This is a genomic window from Sphaerisporangium sp. NPDC051011, from assembly GCF_040653595.1.
Classification (GTDB): domain Bacteria; phylum Actinomycetota; class Actinomycetes; order Streptosporangiales; family Streptosporangiaceae; genus Sphaerisporangium.
Window position 1 is genome coordinate 224574 of the sequence record NZ_JBFAGG010000003.1, and the last position, 19126, is coordinate 243699.

Here is a 19126-nt window from a genome sequence, read left to right on the forward strand (position 1 = left end):
GCGCGAAGACCGGCCCCGCGCGCGTATGCCCGCGGACGGTGAACGAGTACGGTATGGCACATGGCTGATCGCACCATCTCCAGCATCACGATCGGGGCCGAGCCCCCGGCCGTCGTGGCGGTCATCGCCGACTTCCCGTCCTACCCGCAGTGGGCGGGCCAGGTGAAGTCGGCGGAGGTCCTGTCGACGGGCGAGGACGGCCGTCCGGCGGCCGTCCGGTTCGTCCTGGACGCCGGGGTGATCAGCGACGAGTACACCCTGGGCTACCAGTGGCACGGCGACGTCGTCGACTGGCGGATCGTCGAGCCCGGGAAGATGGTCTCGGGGCTCACCGGCAGCTACCGCCTCGCCGGGGTCGGCGGCCGGACCGAGGTGACCTACGAGCTCGCCGTGGACCTGAAGGTCCCGATGATCGGCATGATCAAGCGCAAGGCCGAGAAGGTCATCGTCGACACCGCGCTCAAAGGGCTCAAGAAGCGCGTCGAGGGCCGATGAGCGAGCCCGGTCCAAGGGTCCTGCTGTTCACCGGCAAGGGGGGAGTCGGCAAGACCACCGTCGCGGCGGCCACCGCCACGCTCGCCGCCCGCCGGGGGCGCAAGACGCTCGTGGTCTCGACCGACACCGCCCACTCCCTGGCCGACGCCCTCGGCGTGCCCGGGTCCGGGGAGCCGTCCGAGATCGCTCCGGCCCTCTACCTGCAGCAGGTCGACACCCAGAAGGCGCTCGAACGCCACTGGGGCGACCTGCGCGACTACGCCAAGGGCGTGCTCGCCGAGCTGGGCCTGGACGAGATCACCTCCGAGGAGCTCACGGTGCTGCCCGGCGCCGAGGAGGTCATGGCCCTGCTGGAGCTGCGCGAGCAGGTCCGCACCGGCCGCTGGGACGTCGTCGTGGTCGACTGCGCCCCGACGGCCGAGACGCTGCGCCTGCTCGCCCTGCCCGAGGCCCTCGACTGGCACGTCAACCGTCTGCTGCCCGCGGGCCGCAGGCTGCTGCGCGTCCTCGCCCCGGTGATCCGCCACGTCGCCCGGCTCGACCTGCCCGAGGACGCCGTGGTCGGCTCGGGCGAGCGGCTGCACACCGGGCTCATGGGCGTGCGCGACCTGCTGACCGGCCCGGACGCCTCCGTGCGGCTCGTGCTCACCCCCGAGGCGGTCGTGGTGGCCGAGGCCCGCCGCACGTTCACCTCCCTCAGCCTGTACGGCTACCGCGTCGACGGCGTCGTCGCCAACCGCGTGTTCCCGGCCGACGGGTCCGACGCCTGGCGGCGCGGGTGGGCGGAGGCCCAGGCCCGCCACCTCGCCGCCGTCCACGAGTCGTTCGCGCCGCTGCCCGTCCACACGGTCCCCTACCTGCCCGCAGAGCCGGTCGGCGCCGAGGCCCTCGCCGCGCTGGCGGGCGAGCTGTACGGCGAGTCCGACCCGTTCGCGCCGCCCGCGGGCGAGCCGCCGCTGGCCGTCCGCGCCGAGGGCGGCGTGCACGAGCTGACGCTCGCCCTCCCGCTCGCGGACAAGTCCGACGTCGGCCTGGCGAGAAAGGGCGACGAGCTGATCGTCACCGCTGGGTCCTACCGCCGCGTGATCACCCTCCCCGCCGCCCTGGCCAGAAGATCGGTTCAGGAGGCGGCGCTCCGCGACGGCCGCCTCCGGGTACGGTTCGAGGCAGGAGGGGCCTCATGACCGAAATGAACGAGAAGACCAGCGGCGCCCAGCCCGCCGACCGGCGGCAGGACGACCGTGACGAATGGTTCAGAAGCCGGGACGAGCTCCGGCAGGACGAGAGTCGGCAGGACGATCCCGTCCGCGACATCCCCGACGCGCTCGGGTCTGTCGCGGGCGAGGCGCGCAGGCTCTTCGACTCGCTGCAGGAGCGGGTCGGCCGCGAGATCGGCAAGGGCTTTGTGAAAGGCAGCGTGAGCGGCCTCGGCCAAGGGCTGGGGCAGGCGCTCGGCGGCGGTGGCGGTGGCGGCGGCCGTACGAGCGGCGACGTGTGGAGTGAGGCGGTGGCCGGGCATGACGATGACGAGTACATCTGCCGTGCCTGTCCCGTGTGCCGTCTCAAGGCCGCGCGGCGCGAGGGCGGCGGAGACGTCGGCGACCACCTGATCACGGCGGCCGGCGAGCTGTTCGCCGCGTTCCGCCAGGCGGTGGACGCCGTCTCACGGCCCGCCCGGCCGGGACGCCCCGGCGGCACGGACACCCGAGTACAGCACATCGACCTGGGCTGAGGGCCCGGTGGTTATCTCGGGGGGAAGGGATGAGACATGGCGCTGACGATCGGCGTTGACGTCGGTGGTACGAAGATCGCCGCCGGGGTCGTGGACGAGGACGGCCGCATTGTGGAGGACCTGCTGCGGCATACACCCGCGGACAGCCCCGACCAGGTGGCGGACACGATCTCCGAGGTGGTCCTCGAACTCGCCGGCCGCCACGACGTCGAGGCGGTGGGAGTCGGCGCGGCCGGCTTCGTCGACGAGACGCGGTCCATCGTCCGGTTCGCCCCGAACCTCGCCTGGCGCGAGGAGCCGCTGCAGAAGAAGGTCTCCGAACGGGTCGGCCTGCCGGTGGTCGTCGAGAACGACGCCAACGCCATGGCCTGGGGCGAGTACCGCTTCGGGGCCGGGCGCGGCGAGAGCCACGTCGTGTGCGTCACGGTCGGCACCGGCATCGGCGGCGGGCTCGTCTTCGGCGGCACCCTGTACCGCGGGCGGTGGGGCATGGGCGCCGAGATGGGCCACATGCGGGTCGTCCCGGGCGGGCGGCTGTGCGGGTGCGGCAACCTCGGCTGCTGGGAGCAGTACGCCAGCGGCAACGCGCTCGTGCACGACGCCCGGGTGATCGCCGCCGCCGACCCCGACAGGGCCGGGCGCATGCTGGAGCTCGCCGGAGGCTCGGTGTCCGACATCGAGGGCGAGCACGTCACCCAGGCCGCCCGCGAGGGCGACGAGGCCGCCCTGACGGCGTTCGCGTCCCTGGCCGAGTGGCTCGGCCAGGGCCTGGCCGACCTCGCCGCCGTGCTCGACCCCGGCTGCTTCATCATCGGCGGCGGCGTGTCCCGCGCCGCCGACCTGTGGCTGGACGACTCCCGCGCGGCGTTCCTGCGCGCGCTGACCGCCCGCGAGCACCGGCCGCACCCCGAGCTGCGCAAGGCCGAGCTCGGGCCGTCGGCCGGGCTGGTCGGCGCGGCCGACCTCGCCCGCCACCCCTGACGGGCCGCGGGGAACGGGCGGGCGCAGAACCACGATGATCCGCGCCACGATGATCCGGGTCGGCACGTACAACGTCCGGTCGATGTACGACGACACGGCCGCGCTGGCGCGGGTCATCCGGGCCATGGCACCCGACGTGCTGTGCGTCCAGGAGGCCCCGCGCCTGGTGCGGTGGCGGCGCAGGCGCGCCGAGCTCGCCCGCTCCTCGGGGCTGCGCGTGGTCACCGGCAGGCGCTTCGGGGGCGTCGCCGTGCTCGCCGCCCCCGGCACCCGGGTGATCCACGCCGAGAGTCACCTGCTGCGCCCGTTCACCGGCCTCGAACGGCGCGGCGTCGCGGTGGCCGTGGTCGAGCACGCGGGCACGCGGATCACCGCCGCCTCCGTCCACCTGGACCTGCATCCCGCCGCGCGGATCAGCCACGCGGCGGAGATCATGCGCCTGCTGCGGCCCGTCTCCCAGCGGTACGACGCCCCCATCGTGATCGCGGGCGACGTGAACGAGCAGCCCGGCGAGCCGGTGTGGCGATACTTCACCCGCGGCCTCGCCGACTGCTACGCGTGCGCGCCGGTCGGCGACGGGCTCACCTTCACCGCCCGCAGCCCGAGCAAGCGCCTGGACGCGGTGTTCGCGGGCGCGGGACTGTCGGTGCGGTCGTGCGGGGGCGTGGACGTGGACCTCGCCGATCTGCACGCCGCCACCGACCACCTGCCGGTCGTCGCCGACCTCGCCGCTGTTGGAACCCACGCCGCGGTGGGAATGGGAGCCTGAGTTCAGGTGACCTTTCGGTCAACACTGGCGTACCTTACGCGCACGGGATGACGGGACACGTACGATTTGCTCATGTCCCGCCGCCTGCCGCGGCGTGCCCTGCCCTTGTGCGTGTTGTTGACCGGCGTGCTGACCGGTGGCCTCATCCGCGCCACATCCGCAGCGCACGCCCACGCCGACCCGTCCCGGCCCCGCGCCGCCGACCGGCCCCCGTCCGCCCTGCTCCAGCAGTCCGCGAGCGCGCGGCTCAAGGCGGACGGCTCCCTGTCGGACGTCGTCGGCCTGTCCGCCACCGACATCTGGGCCGTGGGCCAGGAGGACGTCTGGGAGGCCTGGCAGAACCGCAGCGTGATCACCCACTGGGACGGATCGGCCTGGACCGAGTTCGACATCCGCAACGACGCCTCCGGCGCGGGCCACCTGCGGTCGGTCGCCGCGCCCTCGCCCCGCGAGATCTGGGCCGTCGGCGACGGGCACGACGGCCTGCCGTACGTCGTGCGCGGCGACGGCTCGGCGTTCGACCGCGTCAGCGTGCCCGAGTTCGGCTCGCGCGACTGGCTCGGCGGCGTCGCGGCCGTCCCCGGCCGCACGGTCACCGTGGGCAGCCGGGGTGGCAAGCCCCTCATCGCCACGGGCACCTCGGCGGGCTGGACCGTCACCGAGGGCGAGAACGACGGCACGCTGTACGGCGTCGCGCTCACCCGCAAGGGCGACGCGGGCTGGGCGGTCGGCGACGACGGCGGCCGGCCGGTGATCATGCGCTTCGACGGCGACACCTGGGACCCGGTCACCGCGCCGTCCATCGACGGAGGCTTCCTGCGGGACGTCGCCGTCGACGGGCCCAAGAAGGCGGTCGCCGTGGGCGGCGTCTACCACGACGGCGGGAAGATCACCCCGCTCGTCCTCACCTGGAACGGCAAGCGGTGGAGCCGCGCGTCGGTCCCCACCCGGTACGCCGAGCTGTACGGGGTCACCGGCGACGGCAAGGGGCACTTCTGGGCCTCCGGGTACGACCCCGAGCACGCCGGGCAGGCGTACCTGCTGCGCGGCGGCCCTACCGGCGGCTGGCGCGTCGTGCGAGGCAAGCCCGCGTCCGCGCCGCGCACCATGCGCCTGCAGGCCGTCACCCACGTCGCAGACCTCACGCTCGCCGTCGGGCACGTCGTGGACGCCGACGAGCGGTACACCGACGTGGTCGAGCGCTTCCAGCCGGGCACGCCGAAGACCGTGACCGTGACCGCGACGCCCGGGCCCGAGAGCAGCCCGCCCGCCCAGCGCTGACCCACCCGACCCGGGCCGGCCGGCGAGGTCAGACGACCGCGCCGTCGTCCCAGCCCGAGTCCGGGGGCGGGCCGTCGCCCATGCGCACGATCAGCGCGACGAAGCCGCCGATGAACGCGGCGATGGCGGCGAAGATGATCCAGCCGTCCATCGGCCACGACAGCAGCGCCGCCAGCAGCAGGTAGGCGGGGCCGCCGAACAGCGCCAGCCAGGCGATCTTCGTGCCGGAGTCCATCTTGGGGAGCGGTGGCGGGGGAGGCGGGACGTAGTGGTCGCCGTCGTCCTCCTCGGGCGCGGCGGGGCGGGCGTCCTCCTCGGCGGTCTCGGCGGGTATCTCCGCCTTCACCTGCTGGGGGGCGTCCTCGGTGGGGACGTTCTCGCGGTCCGGCCATGGCTGGCCGGCCGAAGTCGCTTCGGCGGTCTCGTTGAAGGAGGCGACGATCTGACGCCAGACCTCGTCCTCATCGCTCTGCGGCGTCACCGGTCACTTCGATTCGTCCAATGCTCGTGATCACGACTGCTGGATGGTGCTGATCGTGGTTCCCGGGCCGGCTCCCGCTGGCCGGGCGGCCGGCCGTACGGATTCCACCGCCGTGCCGCCTCGCCGCGGAGGCCGGTCAGTCTCTTTGCAAGGGTACCGAGGCGTGGGTCCTGATGAATTCGAGGCTGCCCTCGAAAATCGCGGGGGCATCGTTGTCGAGTGTCGCGACGTGGTAACTGTTGACGCATTCCCGCACCGTCAGGTTGTCACCGAGCGCCTGCCTCAGGAAGCGGACGCTGTCGGGCTTCACCACGTGGTCCTCCGGGCTGTGGTAGACGAGCACGGGCTGGGTGACCCGGCCGAGCTCCGACTGCACCAGCGACCACAGCCGCGGCAGCGTCGCCGCCGCCCTCACCGGCGTGCGCGTGTACCCCAGCTCGGCCACCCCCTCGCGCTTGATGTCCCCCGCGACGCCCGCCACCGAGGGGAGCACGAACTTCAGCACGGGCGCGAGCCTCAGCAGCGGGGTGTCGTTCACGATCGACGGGTTCACGGCCACGACCCCCCGCACCAGCGGGCCCTGGACCTCCGCCAGCCGCAGCGCCATGCACGCCCCGAGGGACAGGCCCATGACGAACACCTCCGCGCAGCGGGCCCTGAGCGCCTCGAAGGCCCGTTCCAGCTCGGCGAACCAGTCCTCCCATCGGGTGCGGTTCATCTCCTGCCAGGTCGTGCCGTGACCCGGAAGGCGGGGCAGCGAGACGGTCAGGCCGGCCGCCGCGAGATACTCCCCCCATGGGCGCAGCGACTGCGGCGTCCCGGTGAAACCATGACAGAGCAGGACGCCGACCTGTCCACCTTCGTGCTGGTACGGCTCGGAGCCGGGCATGAGCGGCATGGTTCCCCTCCTGATGCGGCTCGCCTGATCGTCGCACGTTCCAGGCTTACTCGCGAGATCCGTCGGCCCGGTGTCGTGGGTCCGCAGGCTCGGAAGTGTAGGTCCGGTGCGCCGGGCATGCGAAGATGACGCCACGCCGCGGCGCAGAGCCGTGAACGCCGACAAAGACCGCCGAAGCCGGATAAGCCAGAGAAGAGGTGCCCCGAGTGTTCTACTGGGTGGTGAAGGCCATTCTCGGCCCATTCCTCCATCTGGTGTTCCGCCCCTGGTCCGAGGGGAAGGAGAACGTCCCGAGGCAGGGCCCGGCCATCATGGCGGGCAACCACCTCTCGTTCGCCGACCACTTCTTCGGGCCACTGCCGCTGCCGCGCAAGGTCATCTCGCTCGGCAAGGCCGAATACTTCACCGGGCGGGGCGTCAAGGGATTCTTCACCCGGCTGTTCTTCACCGGGGTCGGCACCGTGCCGATCGACCGGTCCGGCGGCAAGGCCAGCGAGGCGTCCCTGCGCACCGGCCTGCGCGTGCTGCGCGAGGGCGAACTGCTCGGCATCTACCCCGAGGGCACCCGCTCGCCCGACGGGCGGCTCTACAAGGGCAAGACCGGCGTGGCCCGGCTGGCGCTGGAGTCACGGGTGCCGGTCATCCCCTGGGCGATGGTCAACACCTTCGAGATGATGCCCCCCGGCCGGCTGTTCCCCAAGCTCGGCATCCGCCCCGGCGTCCGGTACGGCAAGCCGCTGGACTTCTCCCGCTACTACGGCATGGAGGAGGACCGCCTGGTGCTGCGCGCCGTCACCGACGAGATCATGTACGCGCTGATGGAGTTGTCCGGCCAGGAGTACGTCGACAAGTACGCCGCGAGCGCCAAGGTCGAGATGGCCAGGGCCGCCCGGCAGGCCGGCAGGCCCTCCTCGTCCTGAACCGCCCCGCTCCCGTGGCGTACGCCGCCTCTTGTGTGGTTCGAGGCGGTATTGCTCCGGGCGGGCGGTGCGGGCGTCCGTCCGTCCCCACGCTGCGCCGCCGAGGACCGGCCGCCCGGCTCCGCGGACGGTGTGGCTTACTTGTAGGGGAGAGGGGGCCTGCGAGGTGAGCGACTCATGACCGAGCGGTACGCGATCTCGCCGGAGCGGTCGAAGATCGGCTTCGAGGCGAGCAGCAGCGTCCATCCCATCCACGGCGAGGCCGGCGGCGTGACCGGCTTCGTCGAGGCGGACGTCCTGGATGGGCGGTTCGACCTCACCTCCGCCGAGCCGCGCATGCGCCTCGACCTGCCCGCCGAGCGTCTGCGCTCGGGCAACCCGCTGTACGACGGCGAACTGCGGCGGCGGATCGACGTCCGCGCGCATCCCCGCGTCACCGGCGAGGCCACCGAGATCGAGGAACTGGCCGAGACCGGCCGCTACCGCGTCCGGGGCGACCTGACGTTCCACGGCGTCACCCGTCCCGTCCAGGGGGAGATCACGGTCTCCGTGCCGGACGACCGCACCCTGGTCATCGAGGGCGAGCAGGTGTTCGACGTCCGCGACTTCGGGCTCCAGCCGCCGAAGATGCTGATGCTCCGCGTCCATCCCCAGGTGCGGGTCCGCGTCCGGATCGTCGCCGAACGCGAACCCTGACCGCCGGGGCGCGATCTGCGGAAGATCGTTCGCCCCCGGGGCGTCGTGGACGTGCGAACGGCCTCCACCGCGCGGAAGGCGCCACGCGGAGGGTCTTCACCGTGTGGGGGTCCTTCACCGGGCGAGAGGGCCGGGGGCCGGACGGTCCTCGTGGAACCGGTCCCGGGCGGCGGCGACCGCCACCTGCCCCAGGCTGATGCCGCCGTCGTTGGGCGGGACGCGGGTGTGGGTCAGCACCGTGAACCCGCGCTCCTCCAGCCACGCGGCCGCCCTCTCCAGCAGGAGGGCGTTCTGGAACACCCCGCCGGACAGGGCCACGACCGAAAGGCCGGTGTGCTCCCGGACGCGGGCGCATCCCTCCACGATGATCCGGGCGACCCCGTTGTGGAAGCGCGCGGAGACCAGCGGCGCCTCTACGCCCGCCGCCAGATCGTCCAGGACCGCGCGAACGAGGTCGTGACCGGGGACGACGAACGCGGCGCCGCCCGCGTCCGCAGCGGCCATGGCGGTGATGGCAGCGGTGGTGGTGGCAGAGGTGGTGGCACTGCGCGCGCGTGGGAACTCGGGGGCGGAGTCGTTCGTCGCATCCGATATTTCGCGATTTATCCGGGTCGATGCGTGTGCGGTGCCGAGGATGGTGCTGTCGGCCAGGGGTGGCTCCGGCCCATCGAGGATGCGGCACGGGTACGCCCGGCGCTCGTCTGGGTCGGCGATCCGTTCCAGCTCGACGGCCGCCTGGCCCTCGTACGTCACCGTGTCGCGTCCCGTGGTCAGGGCCGCGACGGCGTCGAACAGGCGTCCGGCACTGGAGGTGAGCGGCGCGTTCACGCCCTTCGCCGCCATCGCCACGACGGCGTCCCACCGGGCGGCGTTCCGGTCCCGGACCCCGAGACCCCGCGCGGCCCCCGTACCGGCCAGGTAGGCGGCGGCCATGCGCCACGGCTGCCGGATCGCCGCCGCGCCGCCCGGCATGGGCACCGCCGCCAGGTGCCCGGCGCGCCGGAAACCGGTCAGGCCGGCGACCAGGAACTCGCCTCCCCACAGCGTGCCGTCCAGGCCGTACCCGAGCCCGTCGAACGCCACGCCGATCACCGGGCCCGCGGCGCCGTTGTCCGCCAGGCAGGAGGCGATGTGCGCGTGATGGTGCTGCACGCCCACCGGCTCGGCGTCCTCCCGTTCCCGCGCGTACTTCGTCGAGAGGTACTCGGGGTGCAGGTCGTGCGCCACGAGCTCAGGACGGATACCGAAAAGCCTCTCGAAGTGCCGCACGCCGCCCGTGAACGACCGAAGGGTCTCGTAGTTCTCCAGGTCGCCGATGTGGTGGGACACGAACGCGTGACGGCCCTCGGCCAGACAGAACGTGTGCTTCAGCTCGGCCCCGCAGCCGAGCACCGGCCGTCGTGCCTCCCGCGCGAGCCGGGACGGCCGGGGGACGTGCCCCCGGGAGCGGCGGACCGGCAGCTCGCGACCGCGCACCACGCGGACCACCGAGTCGTCGGCGCGGACGTGGATCGGCCGGTCGTGCAGCAGGAAGGCGTCGGCGATCCCGCTCAGACGCTCCAGCGCGGTCGCGTCCACGTACGCGATCGGCTCGTCGGAGACGTTCCCGCTGGTCAGCACAATGGGCTGCGGAAACCGTGCCAGCAGCAGGTGGTGCGCGGGCGAGTAGGGCAGCATGACCCCGAGATACCGATCACCGGGCGCGACCGCGTCCGCGATCCCAGGCCCCTCCGCGATCCCGGTCTCCGCGATCCGAGGCGTCTCCGCGATGTCCAGGCGCGAGCCGGCGTCGTGCGCGGGGATGCCGCCCGGGCGGCGGCGCAGGAGGACGATGGGGCGTCTCGCGTCGGTGAGCAGCCGCTCCTCGCGCGCGTCGATGTGGCAGAGCGCCCGCGCGGTCTCCAGATCCGGGACCATCACGGCGAACGGCCGCTCCTCGCGGCGCTTCCTCGCCCGCAGCGTTTGCACCGCGTCCTCGCTGTCGGCCCGCACGGCCAGGTGGTACCCGCCGATCCCTTTGACCGCCAGCACGGCCCCCCGCCGCAGAAGGTGTGCCGCCTGCTCGACGGGGTCACCGCCCGGTCCGCCGGAGCCGTCACGGCCCGCTCCGTCGGCTGCGTCACCGTCCGCGCCGCCGGGGGCGTGAGGCCCCGTTCCGGAGAAGGCGTCCGGGTGGGCTCCGCTGGGGGCCTCACGGTCCGCGTACACGAGGCGCAAGCGGGGGCCGCAGGCGGCGCAGCACACGGGCTGGGCGTGGAAGCGGCGGCTCGCCGGGTCGTGGTACTCGGACGCGCACGCCGCGCACATCGCGAAGGACGCCATCGTGGTGCGCGCCCGGTCGTACGGGGACTCCCGCACGATCGTGAACCGCGGCCCGCACGCCGTGCAGTTGATGAACGGGTACCCGTACCTGCGGTCGGCCGGGTCGAAGAGCTCCCGCAGGCAGTCGTCACAGGTCGCCACGTCGGGGGAGATGAGCGCGCGGCCGTGGCCCGTGCCGGTGCTGGGCGCGATGCGGAACCCGTGCTCGCCCGTGACCGGGATCCGCCGCGAGGTGACCCGGTCCACGGTCGCGAGCGGAGGCGGCCGGTGGCGCACGGTCTCGACGAACTCCGCGACGGCCGCGGACGCCCCCTCGACCTCGATCACCACGCCGCGCTCGTCGTTCCCGACGAGCCCGCGCAACCCGAGCCGCGTCGCCTCCCGATGCACGAACGGCCGGAACCCCACCCCTTGGACGATCCCGTCGACCCGCACTTCGGCCCGGATGAATCCACCCACCCACCCAGTCTCAACCACCCTCTGACCAGGAACAACGACTCTCGAGGCGTGTCCCTGGGGGTTACGGGGTTCGGGTGGATTCGCGGGGGATTAGTTCTGGTTGGAAGAGGATTTGGCGGTGGGCGTGGGTTTGGGGATTTTCGCATTCGTCGATCAGCAGTTCGGTGGCGAGGCGTCCGAGCTTGTGGGTGGGCTGACGGATCGAGCTGAGGGAGACGGCGGAGGCCGCGGAGAAGTCGATGTCGTCGTAACCGATGAGCGCGACGTCGCCCGGGACCCGGACGCCCGACTGGAGCAGGCCGCGCAGCAGGCCGAGGGCGAGCAGATCGTTGGCGCAGAAGATCGCGTCGGGCAGGCGGTGTCCGGAGACGAGCCTCTCGGCCGCCTGCTGGCCCGCCCGGGCGTTCATCGTGGGCACCTCGACGACCTCGATGGCCGATCCCGGGTCCAGCCCCGCCTCGCTCGCCGCGTGCGCGGCGCCGCTGCCCCGGTCGCGGCACTGCCGGATGGTGGACGGCCCGGTGACGTACGCCACGCGGGTGGCCCCGGTGGCGAGGAGGTGCTCGGCGGCCATGTGCCCGCCGGCGAAGTCGTTGACGGCGACCGAGCACTGGTCGGGACGGTGGGGCCGGTGGTCGACCAGCACCACCCGGATGCCGCGCTCGCGCACGACGTCCAGCCGCCGGGGGTCGTCGCCGGAGGGGGTGATGAGCAGGCCGCGCACGCGCTGCTCGGCGAAGACGCGCAGGTTGCGGTCCTCCTTGGCGTGGTCTCCCGCGGAGTTGCCGAGGAGCACGGCGTACCCCAGCTCGCCGGCCATGTCCTCGACGCCGGCGGCGACGTCGGTGAAGAACGGGTTGGCGATGTCGATCAGCGACAGCCCGATCGTGCGGCTGTGGCCCGCGCGGAGCGTGGAGGCCGAGCCGTGCCGGACGAAGCCGAGCTCTCTGATCACCTGCTCGACGCGGGAGCGGGTCTCGTCCGCGACCTTGTGCGGACGGTTGAGCACGTTCGACACCGTGCCGGGGGAGACTCCGGCCCGCGCGGCGACCTCCTTGATGCTCACCGGCCCGGCGGTACTCCCCGTGGTCATCCGGACTCCTTCCGTGGCGGGCGTTCATTAAAACGTGGCAGCGCGGGCCCGCGCCAGACCTCCCGGGAAAATGCCCACCCGCCGCCCGGCGCCGCCCCCGCGCCCGCCCTCGGACGGAACGAAGCTCTGGAAAAGACCCTTCCGATCGCCCGCGTCCACTTCGGCGGCGACCGCCCCATCGTCCGCCGATTCGTTAAAACGTTCGTGAACCGACCTGTCCTGAATCGGCCAGGTACGCGGTGTCCGTCCGTAGGACCCGGGCTTCTCGGGTTATGAATGCGTCTGTATCGTCATGCGAGTCCGTGATCGTGATTCGGAGGGCCCTACGTGAGCGCATCACCCACGGCCGCGGGGCCCGCCGCGCCCGCCGGGAAATCCGGCCCGGTGGTGGCCGTGCTGGCGCTGTGCGGCATCGTCGTCTCGCTGATGCAGACGCTCGTGGTGCCGCTCATCCCGGACCTGCCACGCCTGCTCCACACCTCGGCCGCGGACGCCTCCTGGGTGATCACCTCCACGCTGCTGGCCGCCGCCGTCTGCAACCCGGTCAGCGGCCGGCTCGGCGACCTGTACGGCAAGCGGCGCGTGATGCTCGCCAGCCTCGGTCTGATGGCGCTCGGGTCGGTCATCTGCGCCCTGTCGGACGGCCTCGTCCCGGTCGTCGCCGGACGCGTGCTGCAGGGGTGCGCGATCGGCGTGATCCCCCTCGGCATCAGCATCATGCGCGACGAGCTGCCGCCCGAGCGGCTGGGTTCGGCGATGGCGCTGATGAGCGCGACGCTCGGCGTCGGCGGCGCGATCGGCCTGCCGCTGGCCGCGTTCGTCGCCGAGCGCGCGAGCTGGCACGCCCTGTTCTGGATGTCGGCCGCGATCAGCGTGCTGGACCTGCTGCTGGTGGCGTTCGTGGTCCCCGAGTCGCCGCTGCGCGCACGCGGCCGCTTCGACGTGCCCGGCGCGATCGGGCTCACCGCGGGCCTGCTGTGCCTGCTGCTGGCGATCAGCAAAGGCGGCGACTGGGGCTGGGGCAGCGGCCTGACGCTGGGACTGTTCGCCGCCGCCGTGGTGATCCTGCTCGCCTGGGGCTTCATGGAACTGCGCGTCCGCGACCCGCTGGTGGACCTGCGGATGACCGCCCGGCGCCAGGTGCTGCTGACCAACCTCGCCTCGATCGTCGTCGGCTTCGCGATGTTCGGCATGTCGCTGGTGCTGCCGACGCTGCTGCAGAGCCCCCGCGCGTCCGGCTACGGGCTCGAACTGTCGCTGTTCCAGGCGGGACTGTGCCTGGCGCCGGGCGGGCTGGTCATGATGCTGCTGTCCCCGCTGTCGGCGCGCGTGTCGCGCCTGTGGGGCCCGAAGATCGCGCTGATGCTCGGCGCCATGGTCATCGCCGCCGGGTACGCCGCCGCGCTCGGCCTGATGGGCTCGGCCTGGAAGGTCGTGCTGGCCTCCTCGATCATCGCGGCCGGGGTCGGCCTGGCGTACTCGGCCATGCCCGCCCTGATCATGACGGCCGTCCCGCCGTCGGAGACCGCCGCCGCCAACGGGCTCAACGCGCTGATGCGGTCCATCGGCACCTCGACCGCCAGCGCGGTGACCAGCGTGGTGCTGGCCCACATGACCGTCTCGCTGGGCGCATTCACGCTGCCGTCGCTGCGCGGCCTGCAGGTCGCCATCATCATCGCCGCGTGCGTGGCCGCGCTCGGCGTGCTGATCGTGAACTTCATCCCCGGGCGGGAACGGACGGCGGGTACGGCGGGCGGCACGCTCGCGGGCGACCTCGCCGCGCCGACCGGCACGCGCGGCGCGTAACACCCCCCGTCCGGGTGTCCGGATCCGATCAGCGCCGTCAGCCCAGTTGGGCGCGGATCTGACGGATGTGCTCGGGGGTCGTGCGGCAGCAGCCGCCGATGTACGCCGCTCCCGCGTCCCGCCACTCCCGGGCGGCGGCACCGAACTCCACCGGGTCGGCCAGCCCCTCCCAGCGGTGCCGCGCGGCGTTCCAGGTCTCGCCGGAGTTGGGGTAGACGATGATCGGCGAGTCGCCGAGGCAGCCGATGAGGCTCTTGACGTGGCTCGGCGCCGTGCAGTTGACGCCGACCGCGACGACCCGCGGGTTGCCCGCGAACAGGGCGGCGCACCGTTCCAGGGGCGTGCCGTCGCTGATGTGCTCGCCGTCACGGCAGGAGAAGCTCACCCAAGCGTTGACGTTGGGCGTCTCCTCCAGGAGCCGGGCGATGGCCCGCGCCTCGGCGTAGGACGGGATCGTCTCGCAGGCGAGCAGGTCCGCGTGGGTGCCGGCCAGCACCTCCCAGCGGGGCCGGTGCCAGGCGACCAGGCCGTCCTCGTCGAGGTCGTAGTCCCCGGTGTACTCCGCGCCGTTGGCCAGGTACGCGCCGTACGGCCCCACGCTGGCCGCCACCATGCCGCCGCCCGACTCGTCCCTGGCCTGCGCCGCCAGCTCCACCGAGAGCTGGATCAGCGCCTCGGCCTCGTACCGGACGTGCCCGCGCCGCATCAGCCCTTGGATGCCGGCCTGGTAGCTCGCCGTGATCGCCACGTCGGCGCCCGCGGCGAAGTAGTCGCGGTGGGCGCGCAGGATCATCTCCGGGTCCTCCAGGAGGAGCCTCGCCGACCACAGATCGTCCCGGAGGTCGCACCCCAGCGCCTCCAGATGTGTGGCGAGGCCACCGTCAAGGATCAGGACGCCGGTCTCATCGGGCTCGGAACTCACGCATATACCCTATTTGGGTGACAAGTCGGGGTTAGCCGGAGGGCACCCCTGTGACGCCCGCACCGCCCGGACGGACGGGCCGATGTTCGCCTCTACCAGGGCAAACGTCCTTTACCTTCCTAATCCCGGTCCGGCGGGAATACCGGCGGGGCGCGCGGGCGCTGGTCAAGTGCGCCGCTCCGGCGGCCGTCCCCGGCGGGACCCGGACGGCGGTACGGTGCGGTGGCCGGAATGGACGCGTAACGCGGGGGCGCCGGCGGCCGATCCCGGAACTGCCGGGGCGGACCCGGCGGGTGGGGGTGGTCGAGTGCTGGTCGTCCACGGGGCGTGGATCGGCGGCGTGCCCGCGCTGTGGGCCGAGGACACCTCCGCGCACGCGGCCACGACGGGCCGATCCCGCGCCCGGCACCACCCGCACCCCTTCGCCGCGCCCGCCGAAGTCCTCGCCGCCGCGCTCGGCGAGCTCGCCGCCCGCGCCACGCCCCTCCAGGCCACGCTCCTGCTGCCCGGCTCGGCCAGGGCCCCGCTGCCCTCGCCGGAATCCGGGCTGGACGGCGCCGCCCGCGCGCCCCGCATCGCCCCGTGGCGCGTCCCGGCCCTGGCCCTGCCCCCCGGCGACGCGCTCGTCCTGCTCGAGAACCTCTCGTCACCGGCACCCGGCGAACCGGGCGCGCCCGAATGGGGGCCGGGAGCCTCACTGCGCTACCTCGCCGTCGTCGCCGAGCACGCGACCGCGCTCGTCCGGCGCGGACGCGTCCTGCCCCAGCTCGCCGCCGAGGACGGCGTCCACGCCGCCCGCTGGGTCCCGGTCATCACCGGCGCCGACGCCACCGCCTTCCGCGAACTGGCCGCCGCCATGCCCCCGGTCTGCCGCTCCGCCGCCGAGCCTCCCCCGGCCGACGAGAAGCGCTCCGCCGCCGAGGAACGTCCCACGGCCGCCGGCGGCGCCGTCCAGGAGCGCCCCGCCTCGCACGTGCTCCGTGAGGCGCTGACCGCCCTGGCCGACGCCGCCACCCGCCGTTCGCTGCCCGACCGCCTGCTGCGCGGAAACCGTCCCGGCCCGAGAAGCCCCCTCGCCGAACGGTGGCTGTTCGCCCTCACCGGCGAGGACACCGCGCTGCCCGGCGCCCCCGCGGACGAGGCCGAGACGCTCGGCGGGGCGCTGCGCGACTGGCTGCACGCCGCCCACCAGCTCGAAGGCCCCATCCGCGTCTGCTTCCGCCTCGGCGAGCCCGAGGGCGACGCCGACACCTGGGAGCTGGAGTTCGCCCTCCAGTCGGTGGACGACCCGAGCCTGTACGTCCCCGCGTCGCTGCTGTGGGACGGCGAGCGCGTCCCCGGCCTGCCCCGCCGCCCCGACGAGACGCTGCTGGCCGGGCTCGGCCGCGCCGTGCGGCTCTGCCCCGAACTGCACACGGCCCTGCGCTCCCCGCGCCCGTCCGGCATGGTGGTGGACACGGCCTGGGCGTTCGGCTTCCTGCGCCGCTCCGCGCCCCTGCTCCAGGCCGCCGGGTACGGCGTGCGCCTGCCCGCCTGGGCCGGGCGCAAGGCCCTCGGCCTCAAGCTCACCACCCGCTCCCGCACGTCCACGCGGACGCGCGCGGTGGCCGGCCAGGGGTTCGGCCTGGACGAGCTGGTGGACTTCCGGGTCGACCTGGCCGTCGGCGACCACACGATCGGCGAGGAGGAGCTGGAAGAGCTCGCCCGGCTGAAGGTGCCCCTCGTGCGCGTGCGCGGCCAGTGGGTCGAGCTGGACGACCGCCAGCTCAAGGCCGCGCTGTCGGTGATGGAGCGGCGCCGCGCGGGCGAGATGACCGTCGCCGAGGTGATCCAGGAGGTCGTCACCGGTGGCGACGAGGAACTGCCGCTGGTCGGCGTGGACGCGGACGGCCCCCTGGGCGATCTGCTCAGCGGCGAGGCCGACCGCCGCCTCACCACGGTCGAGACCCCCGCGACGTTCAACGGAGCCCTGCGCCCGTACCAGCAACGCGGCCTGTCCTGGCTGAGCTTCCTCTCCCGAATAGGCATCGGCGGCATCCTCGCCGACGACATGGGCTTGGGCAAAACCGCCCAAACCCTGTCACTTCTGCTGGATGAGCGGGACGGTGGGGCGGTGGCGCCCACGTTGTTGGTCTGCCCGATGTCGTTGCTGGGCAACTGGCAGAAGGAGGCGGCGCGGTTCGCACCCTCGCTGCGGGTGTACGTGCACCACGGCGGGACGCGCAAGCGGGAGGACGAGCTGGAGGCGGCCGTGCGGGAGGCCGACCTGGTGGTCACGACGTACGGGACCGCCCTGCGGGACGCCGAGGTGCTCAGGGGGTTCGCGTGGGGACGGGTCGTGTGCGACGAGGCGCAGGCGATCAAGAACAGCGGGGCGCGGCAGGCGCAGGCCGTCCGGTCGATTCCGGCACGCACGCGGCTGGCGCTGACCGGCACCCCGGTCGAGAACCACCTCGCCGAGCTGTGGTCGATCATGGAGTTCTGCAACCCCGGGCTGCTCGGGCCGGCCAAGCGCTTCCGCGACCGCTACCAGGAGCCGATCGAGGCGCGCGGCGACGAGCAGGCCGCGCGGGCGCTGAAGCGGGCCACGCAGCCGTTCGTCCTGCGCCGCCTGAAGACGGACAAGACGATCATCTCCGACCTTCCCGACAAGCTTGAGATGAAGGTGTGGTGCACGCTCACGCCGGAGCAGGCCAGCCTCTACCAGGCCGTCGTGAACGACATGATGACCAAGATCGACCAGAGCGATGGCATCGAGCGGCGCGGCAACGTCCTCGCGACCATGACCAGGCTGAAGCAGGTCTGCAACCACCCCGTCCACCTGCTCAAGGACGGCTCGCGGCTGGCCGGCCGCTCGGGGAAGCTCGCCCGGCTGGAGGAACTGGCCGAGGAGATCGTCGAGGAGGGGGACAAGGCGCTGGTCTTCACCCAGTACGCCGAGTTCGGCTCCCTGCTCCAGCCCTACCTCGCCGCGCACCTCGACCGTCCCGTGCTGTGGCTGCACGGCGGGCTGCCCAAGAAGAAGCGGGACGAGCTCGTCGAGCGCTTCCAGGACGACGACGAGCCGATGATCTTCCTGCTGTCGCTCAAGGCGGCGGGCACCGGCCTCAACCTCACCGCCGCCAACCACGTCGTCCACGTGGACCGCTGGTGGAACCCGGCCGTGGAGGACCAGGCCACCGACCGGGCGTTCCGCATCGGCCAGACCAGGAACGTCCAGGTCAGGAAGTTCATCTGCGCCGGGACGCTGGAGGAGCGCATCGACGAGATGATCGAGCGCAAGAAGGCGCTGGCCGAGAGCGTCGTCGGGGCCGGTGAGGACTGGATCGCCGACCTGACGACCGAGCAGTTGCGCGAGCTGTTCCGCCTCGGCCCCGAGGCGGTGAGCTGACATGCGCTCCCGATGCGAGGAGGTGGGCTGAGATGCCGGTCGGCAAGGGCGGATGGTTCGAGGCGTCGGCGCCGATCCGCGTCGAGGGCGGCATCCAGGCGCGGGCCAAGCGGGGGTCCATCGGCGAGCAGTGGTGGTCGCGCAGGTTCGTGGACATCCTGGAGCGCGTCTGCGACTCCGGCCGTCTCGCCCGGGGACGTTCGTACGCCAGGAAGGGGCAGGTCCTGGAGATCGGCCTCGCGCCGGGTGTGGTGACGGCCACCGTGCAGGGGTCGCGGGCCGCACCGTACCACCTGTCCGTCAGGATCGCCGCGTACGGCGAGGGGGACTGGGCGGGAATCCAGGACGCGCTCGCCGGGGAGGCGATCTACCGCGCCAAGCTGCTCGCCGGGGAGATGCCGCCCGAGATCGTCGAGGTCTTCGACGGCCTCGGCCTGCCGCTGTTCCCGTCCGAGCTGGACATGGAGTGCTCCTGCCCCGACTGGGGCCTGCCGTGCAAGCACGTCTCGGCCGTGCTGTACCTGCTGGCCGAGTCCTTCGACCAGGACCCGTTCCTGGTGCTGGCCTGGCGCGGGCGTGCCAAGGAGGACCTGCTGGACGCCCTGCGCGGCACCGCCGCCGATGATGACGAGCCCGCCGACCCGCTGCACGTGGACGACGTGCCCTTCGCCGACCGGCTGGCCGACTTCTACGAGCCCTCCGCCCCGCCCGCCCGCCTGCGTCCCCGGCCCGCGCCGTCGTCCGCGCCCCCGGAGTTGCTGCTGCGCGCGCTGGAGCCGCCGCCGATCAAAGTGCGCCACATCCCCTTGGCGGACATCCTGCGCCCCGCCTACCGCGAACTGAGCGCCTCCCCTGAGGACCGCCCGTAGAAGGGCCGCTC

At 73.1% G+C, this 19126-nt stretch carries 16 protein-coding genes; 11 read left to right on the forward strand and 5 right to left on the reverse strand.

Translation table 11 applies throughout. From position 1 onward, the window contains the following. Positions 1–60 precede the first annotated feature (60 nt). From AB0H21_RS08265 to AB0H21_RS08290, 6 genes are all read left to right on the forward strand, one after another. Entirely contained in the window at positions 61–495 is a 435-nt protein-coding gene (locus tag AB0H21_RS08265) for an SRPBCC family protein (protein WP_358513406.1), read from the forward strand. After that, positions 492–1679: an ArsA family ATPase gene (locus tag AB0H21_RS08270; RefSeq protein ID WP_358513408.1), complete on the forward strand. Its 1188-nt coding sequence runs from the start codon at positions 492–494 to the stop codon at positions 1677–1679. Before AB0H21_RS08265 ends, AB0H21_RS08270 begins: the two co-directional genes overlap by 4 nt. Next, positions 1676–2227 (forward strand): hypothetical protein, encoded by a 552-nt coding sequence (locus AB0H21_RS08275; RefSeq protein WP_358513410.1) that lies wholly within the window; start codon positions 1676–1678, stop codon positions 2225–2227. The genes AB0H21_RS08270 and AB0H21_RS08275 overlap by 4 nt, the downstream gene beginning before the upstream one ends. A 36-nt stretch (positions 2228–2263) precedes the next feature. Then, positions 2264–3208 carry an ROK family glucokinase gene (locus AB0H21_RS08280; protein WP_358513412.1) on the forward strand — a complete coding sequence of 315 codons (945 nt, stop codon included), beginning with the start codon at positions 2264–2266 and terminating at the stop codon, positions 3206–3208. A 34-nt stretch (positions 3209–3242) separates the two neighbouring features. Further along, positions 3243–3977 (forward strand): endonuclease/exonuclease/phosphatase family protein, encoded by a 735-nt coding sequence (locus AB0H21_RS08285; protein WP_358513414.1) that lies wholly within the window; start codon positions 3243–3245, stop codon positions 3975–3977. A gap of 72 nt (positions 3978–4049) precedes the next feature. Continuing rightward, entirely contained in the window at positions 4050–5258 is a 1209-nt protein-coding gene (locus tag AB0H21_RS08290; RefSeq protein ID WP_358513416.1) for a hypothetical protein, read from the forward strand. Between the two features lie 28 nt (positions 5259–5286). On the opposite strand, the gene AB0H21_RS08295 is transcribed toward AB0H21_RS08290, so the two are convergent. Next, positions 5287–5739 (reverse strand): hypothetical protein, encoded by a 453-nt coding sequence (locus tag AB0H21_RS08295; protein WP_358513418.1) that lies wholly within the window; start codon positions 5737–5739, stop codon positions 5287–5289. 136 nt (positions 5740–5875) lie between these two features. Beyond that, complete coding sequence (locus tag AB0H21_RS08300; RefSeq protein WP_358513420.1) at positions 5876–6637, reverse strand: alpha/beta fold hydrolase; 762 nt, start codon at positions 6635–6637, stop codon at positions 5876–5878. A gap of 206 nt (positions 6638–6843) precedes the next feature. On the opposite strand from AB0H21_RS08300, the gene AB0H21_RS08305 reads away from it, so the two are divergent. Together AB0H21_RS08305 and AB0H21_RS08310 are read left to right on the forward strand one after the other, a co-directional pair. Further along, complete coding sequence (locus tag AB0H21_RS08305) at positions 6844–7557, forward strand: lysophospholipid acyltransferase family protein (RefSeq protein WP_358513422.1); 714 nt, start codon at positions 6844–6846, stop codon at positions 7555–7557. Positions 7558–7734: 177 nt separating this feature from the next. Next, a complete protein-coding gene (locus AB0H21_RS08310; protein WP_358513424.1) occupies positions 7735–8253 on the forward strand; it encodes a YceI family protein in 519 nt (172 codons plus the stop codon). Positions 8254–8367: 114 nt separating this feature from the next. Here AB0H21_RS08310 and AB0H21_RS08315 read toward each other — a convergent pair whose 3' ends face one another. Both AB0H21_RS08315 and AB0H21_RS08320 read right to left on the reverse strand, forming a co-directional pair. Further along, positions 8368–11034 (reverse strand): carbamoyltransferase HypF, encoded by a 2667-nt coding sequence (locus AB0H21_RS08315; protein WP_358513426.1) that lies wholly within the window; start codon positions 11032–11034, stop codon positions 8368–8370. 61 nt (positions 11035–11095) lie between these two features. Next, positions 11096–12127, reverse strand: a complete 1032-nt coding sequence (locus AB0H21_RS08320; protein WP_358513428.1) for a substrate-binding domain-containing protein — start codon at positions 12125–12127, stop codon at positions 11096–11098. A gap of 327 nt (positions 12128–12454) precedes the next feature. Here AB0H21_RS08320 and AB0H21_RS08325 point away from each other — a divergent pair, with 327 nt between their 5' ends. Continuing rightward, positions 12455–13933, forward strand: a complete 1479-nt coding sequence (locus AB0H21_RS08325; RefSeq protein WP_358513430.1) for an MFS transporter — start codon at positions 12455–12457, stop codon at positions 13931–13933. Between the two features lie 37 nt (positions 13934–13970). Here the strand turns inward: AB0H21_RS08325 and mmuM are convergent, their stop codons facing one another. Then, positions 13971–14855: a homocysteine S-methyltransferase gene (gene mmuM, locus AB0H21_RS08330; protein ID WP_358513432.1), complete on the reverse strand. Its 885-nt coding sequence runs from the start codon at positions 14853–14855 to the stop codon at positions 13971–13973. 307 nt (positions 14856–15162) lie between these two features. On the opposite strand from mmuM, the gene AB0H21_RS08335 reads away from it, so the two are divergent. Together AB0H21_RS08335 and AB0H21_RS08340 are read left to right on the forward strand one after the other, a co-directional pair. After that, a complete protein-coding gene (locus AB0H21_RS08335; protein ID WP_358513434.1) occupies positions 15163–18246 on the forward strand; it encodes a DEAD/DEAH box helicase in 3084 nt (1027 codons plus the stop codon). A gap of 32 nt (positions 18247–18278) precedes the next feature. Then, positions 18279–19115 (forward strand): SWIM zinc finger family protein, encoded by an 837-nt coding sequence (locus tag AB0H21_RS08340; RefSeq protein ID WP_358513436.1) that lies wholly within the window; start codon positions 18279–18281, stop codon positions 19113–19115. Positions 19116–19126: the final 11 nt, after the last annotated feature.

Bases quoted from the DNA above. Each gene is read 5' to 3' on its own strand.
- AB0H21_RS08265 (WP_358513406.1), top strand. From the start codon at position 61: ATGGCTGATCGCACCATCTCCAGCATCACGATCGGGGCCGAGCCCCCG.
- AB0H21_RS08270 (WP_358513408.1), top strand. From the start codon at position 492: ATGAGCGAGCCCGGTCCAAGGGTCCTGCTGTTCACCGGCAAGGGGGGA.
- AB0H21_RS08275 (WP_358513410.1), top strand. From the start codon at position 1,676: ATGACCGAAATGAACGAGAAGACCAGCGGCGCCCAGCCCGCCGACCGG.
- AB0H21_RS08280 (WP_358513412.1), top strand. From the start codon at position 2,264: ATGGCGCTGACGATCGGCGTTGACGTCGGTGGTACGAAGATCGCCGCC.
- AB0H21_RS08285 (WP_358513414.1), top strand. From the start codon at position 3,243: ATGATCCGCGCCACGATGATCCGGGTCGGCACGTACAACGTCCGGTCG.
- AB0H21_RS08290 (WP_358513416.1), top strand. From the start codon at position 4,050: ATGTCCCGCCGCCTGCCGCGGCGTGCCCTGCCCTTGTGCGTGTTGTTG.
- AB0H21_RS08300 (WP_358513420.1), bottom strand. From the start codon at position 6,637: ATGCCGCTCATGCCCGGCTCCGAGCCGTACCAGCACGAAGGTGGACAG.
- AB0H21_RS08310 (WP_358513424.1), top strand. From the start codon at position 7,735: ATGACCGAGCGGTACGCGATCTCGCCGGAGCGGTCGAAGATCGGCTTC.
- AB0H21_RS08320 (WP_358513428.1), bottom strand. From the start codon at position 12,127: ATGACCACGGGGAGTACCGCCGGGCCGGTGAGCATCAAGGAGGTCGCC.
- AB0H21_RS08340 (WP_358513436.1), top strand. From the start codon at position 18,279: ATGCCGGTCGGCAAGGGCGGATGGTTCGAGGCGTCGGCGCCGATCCGC.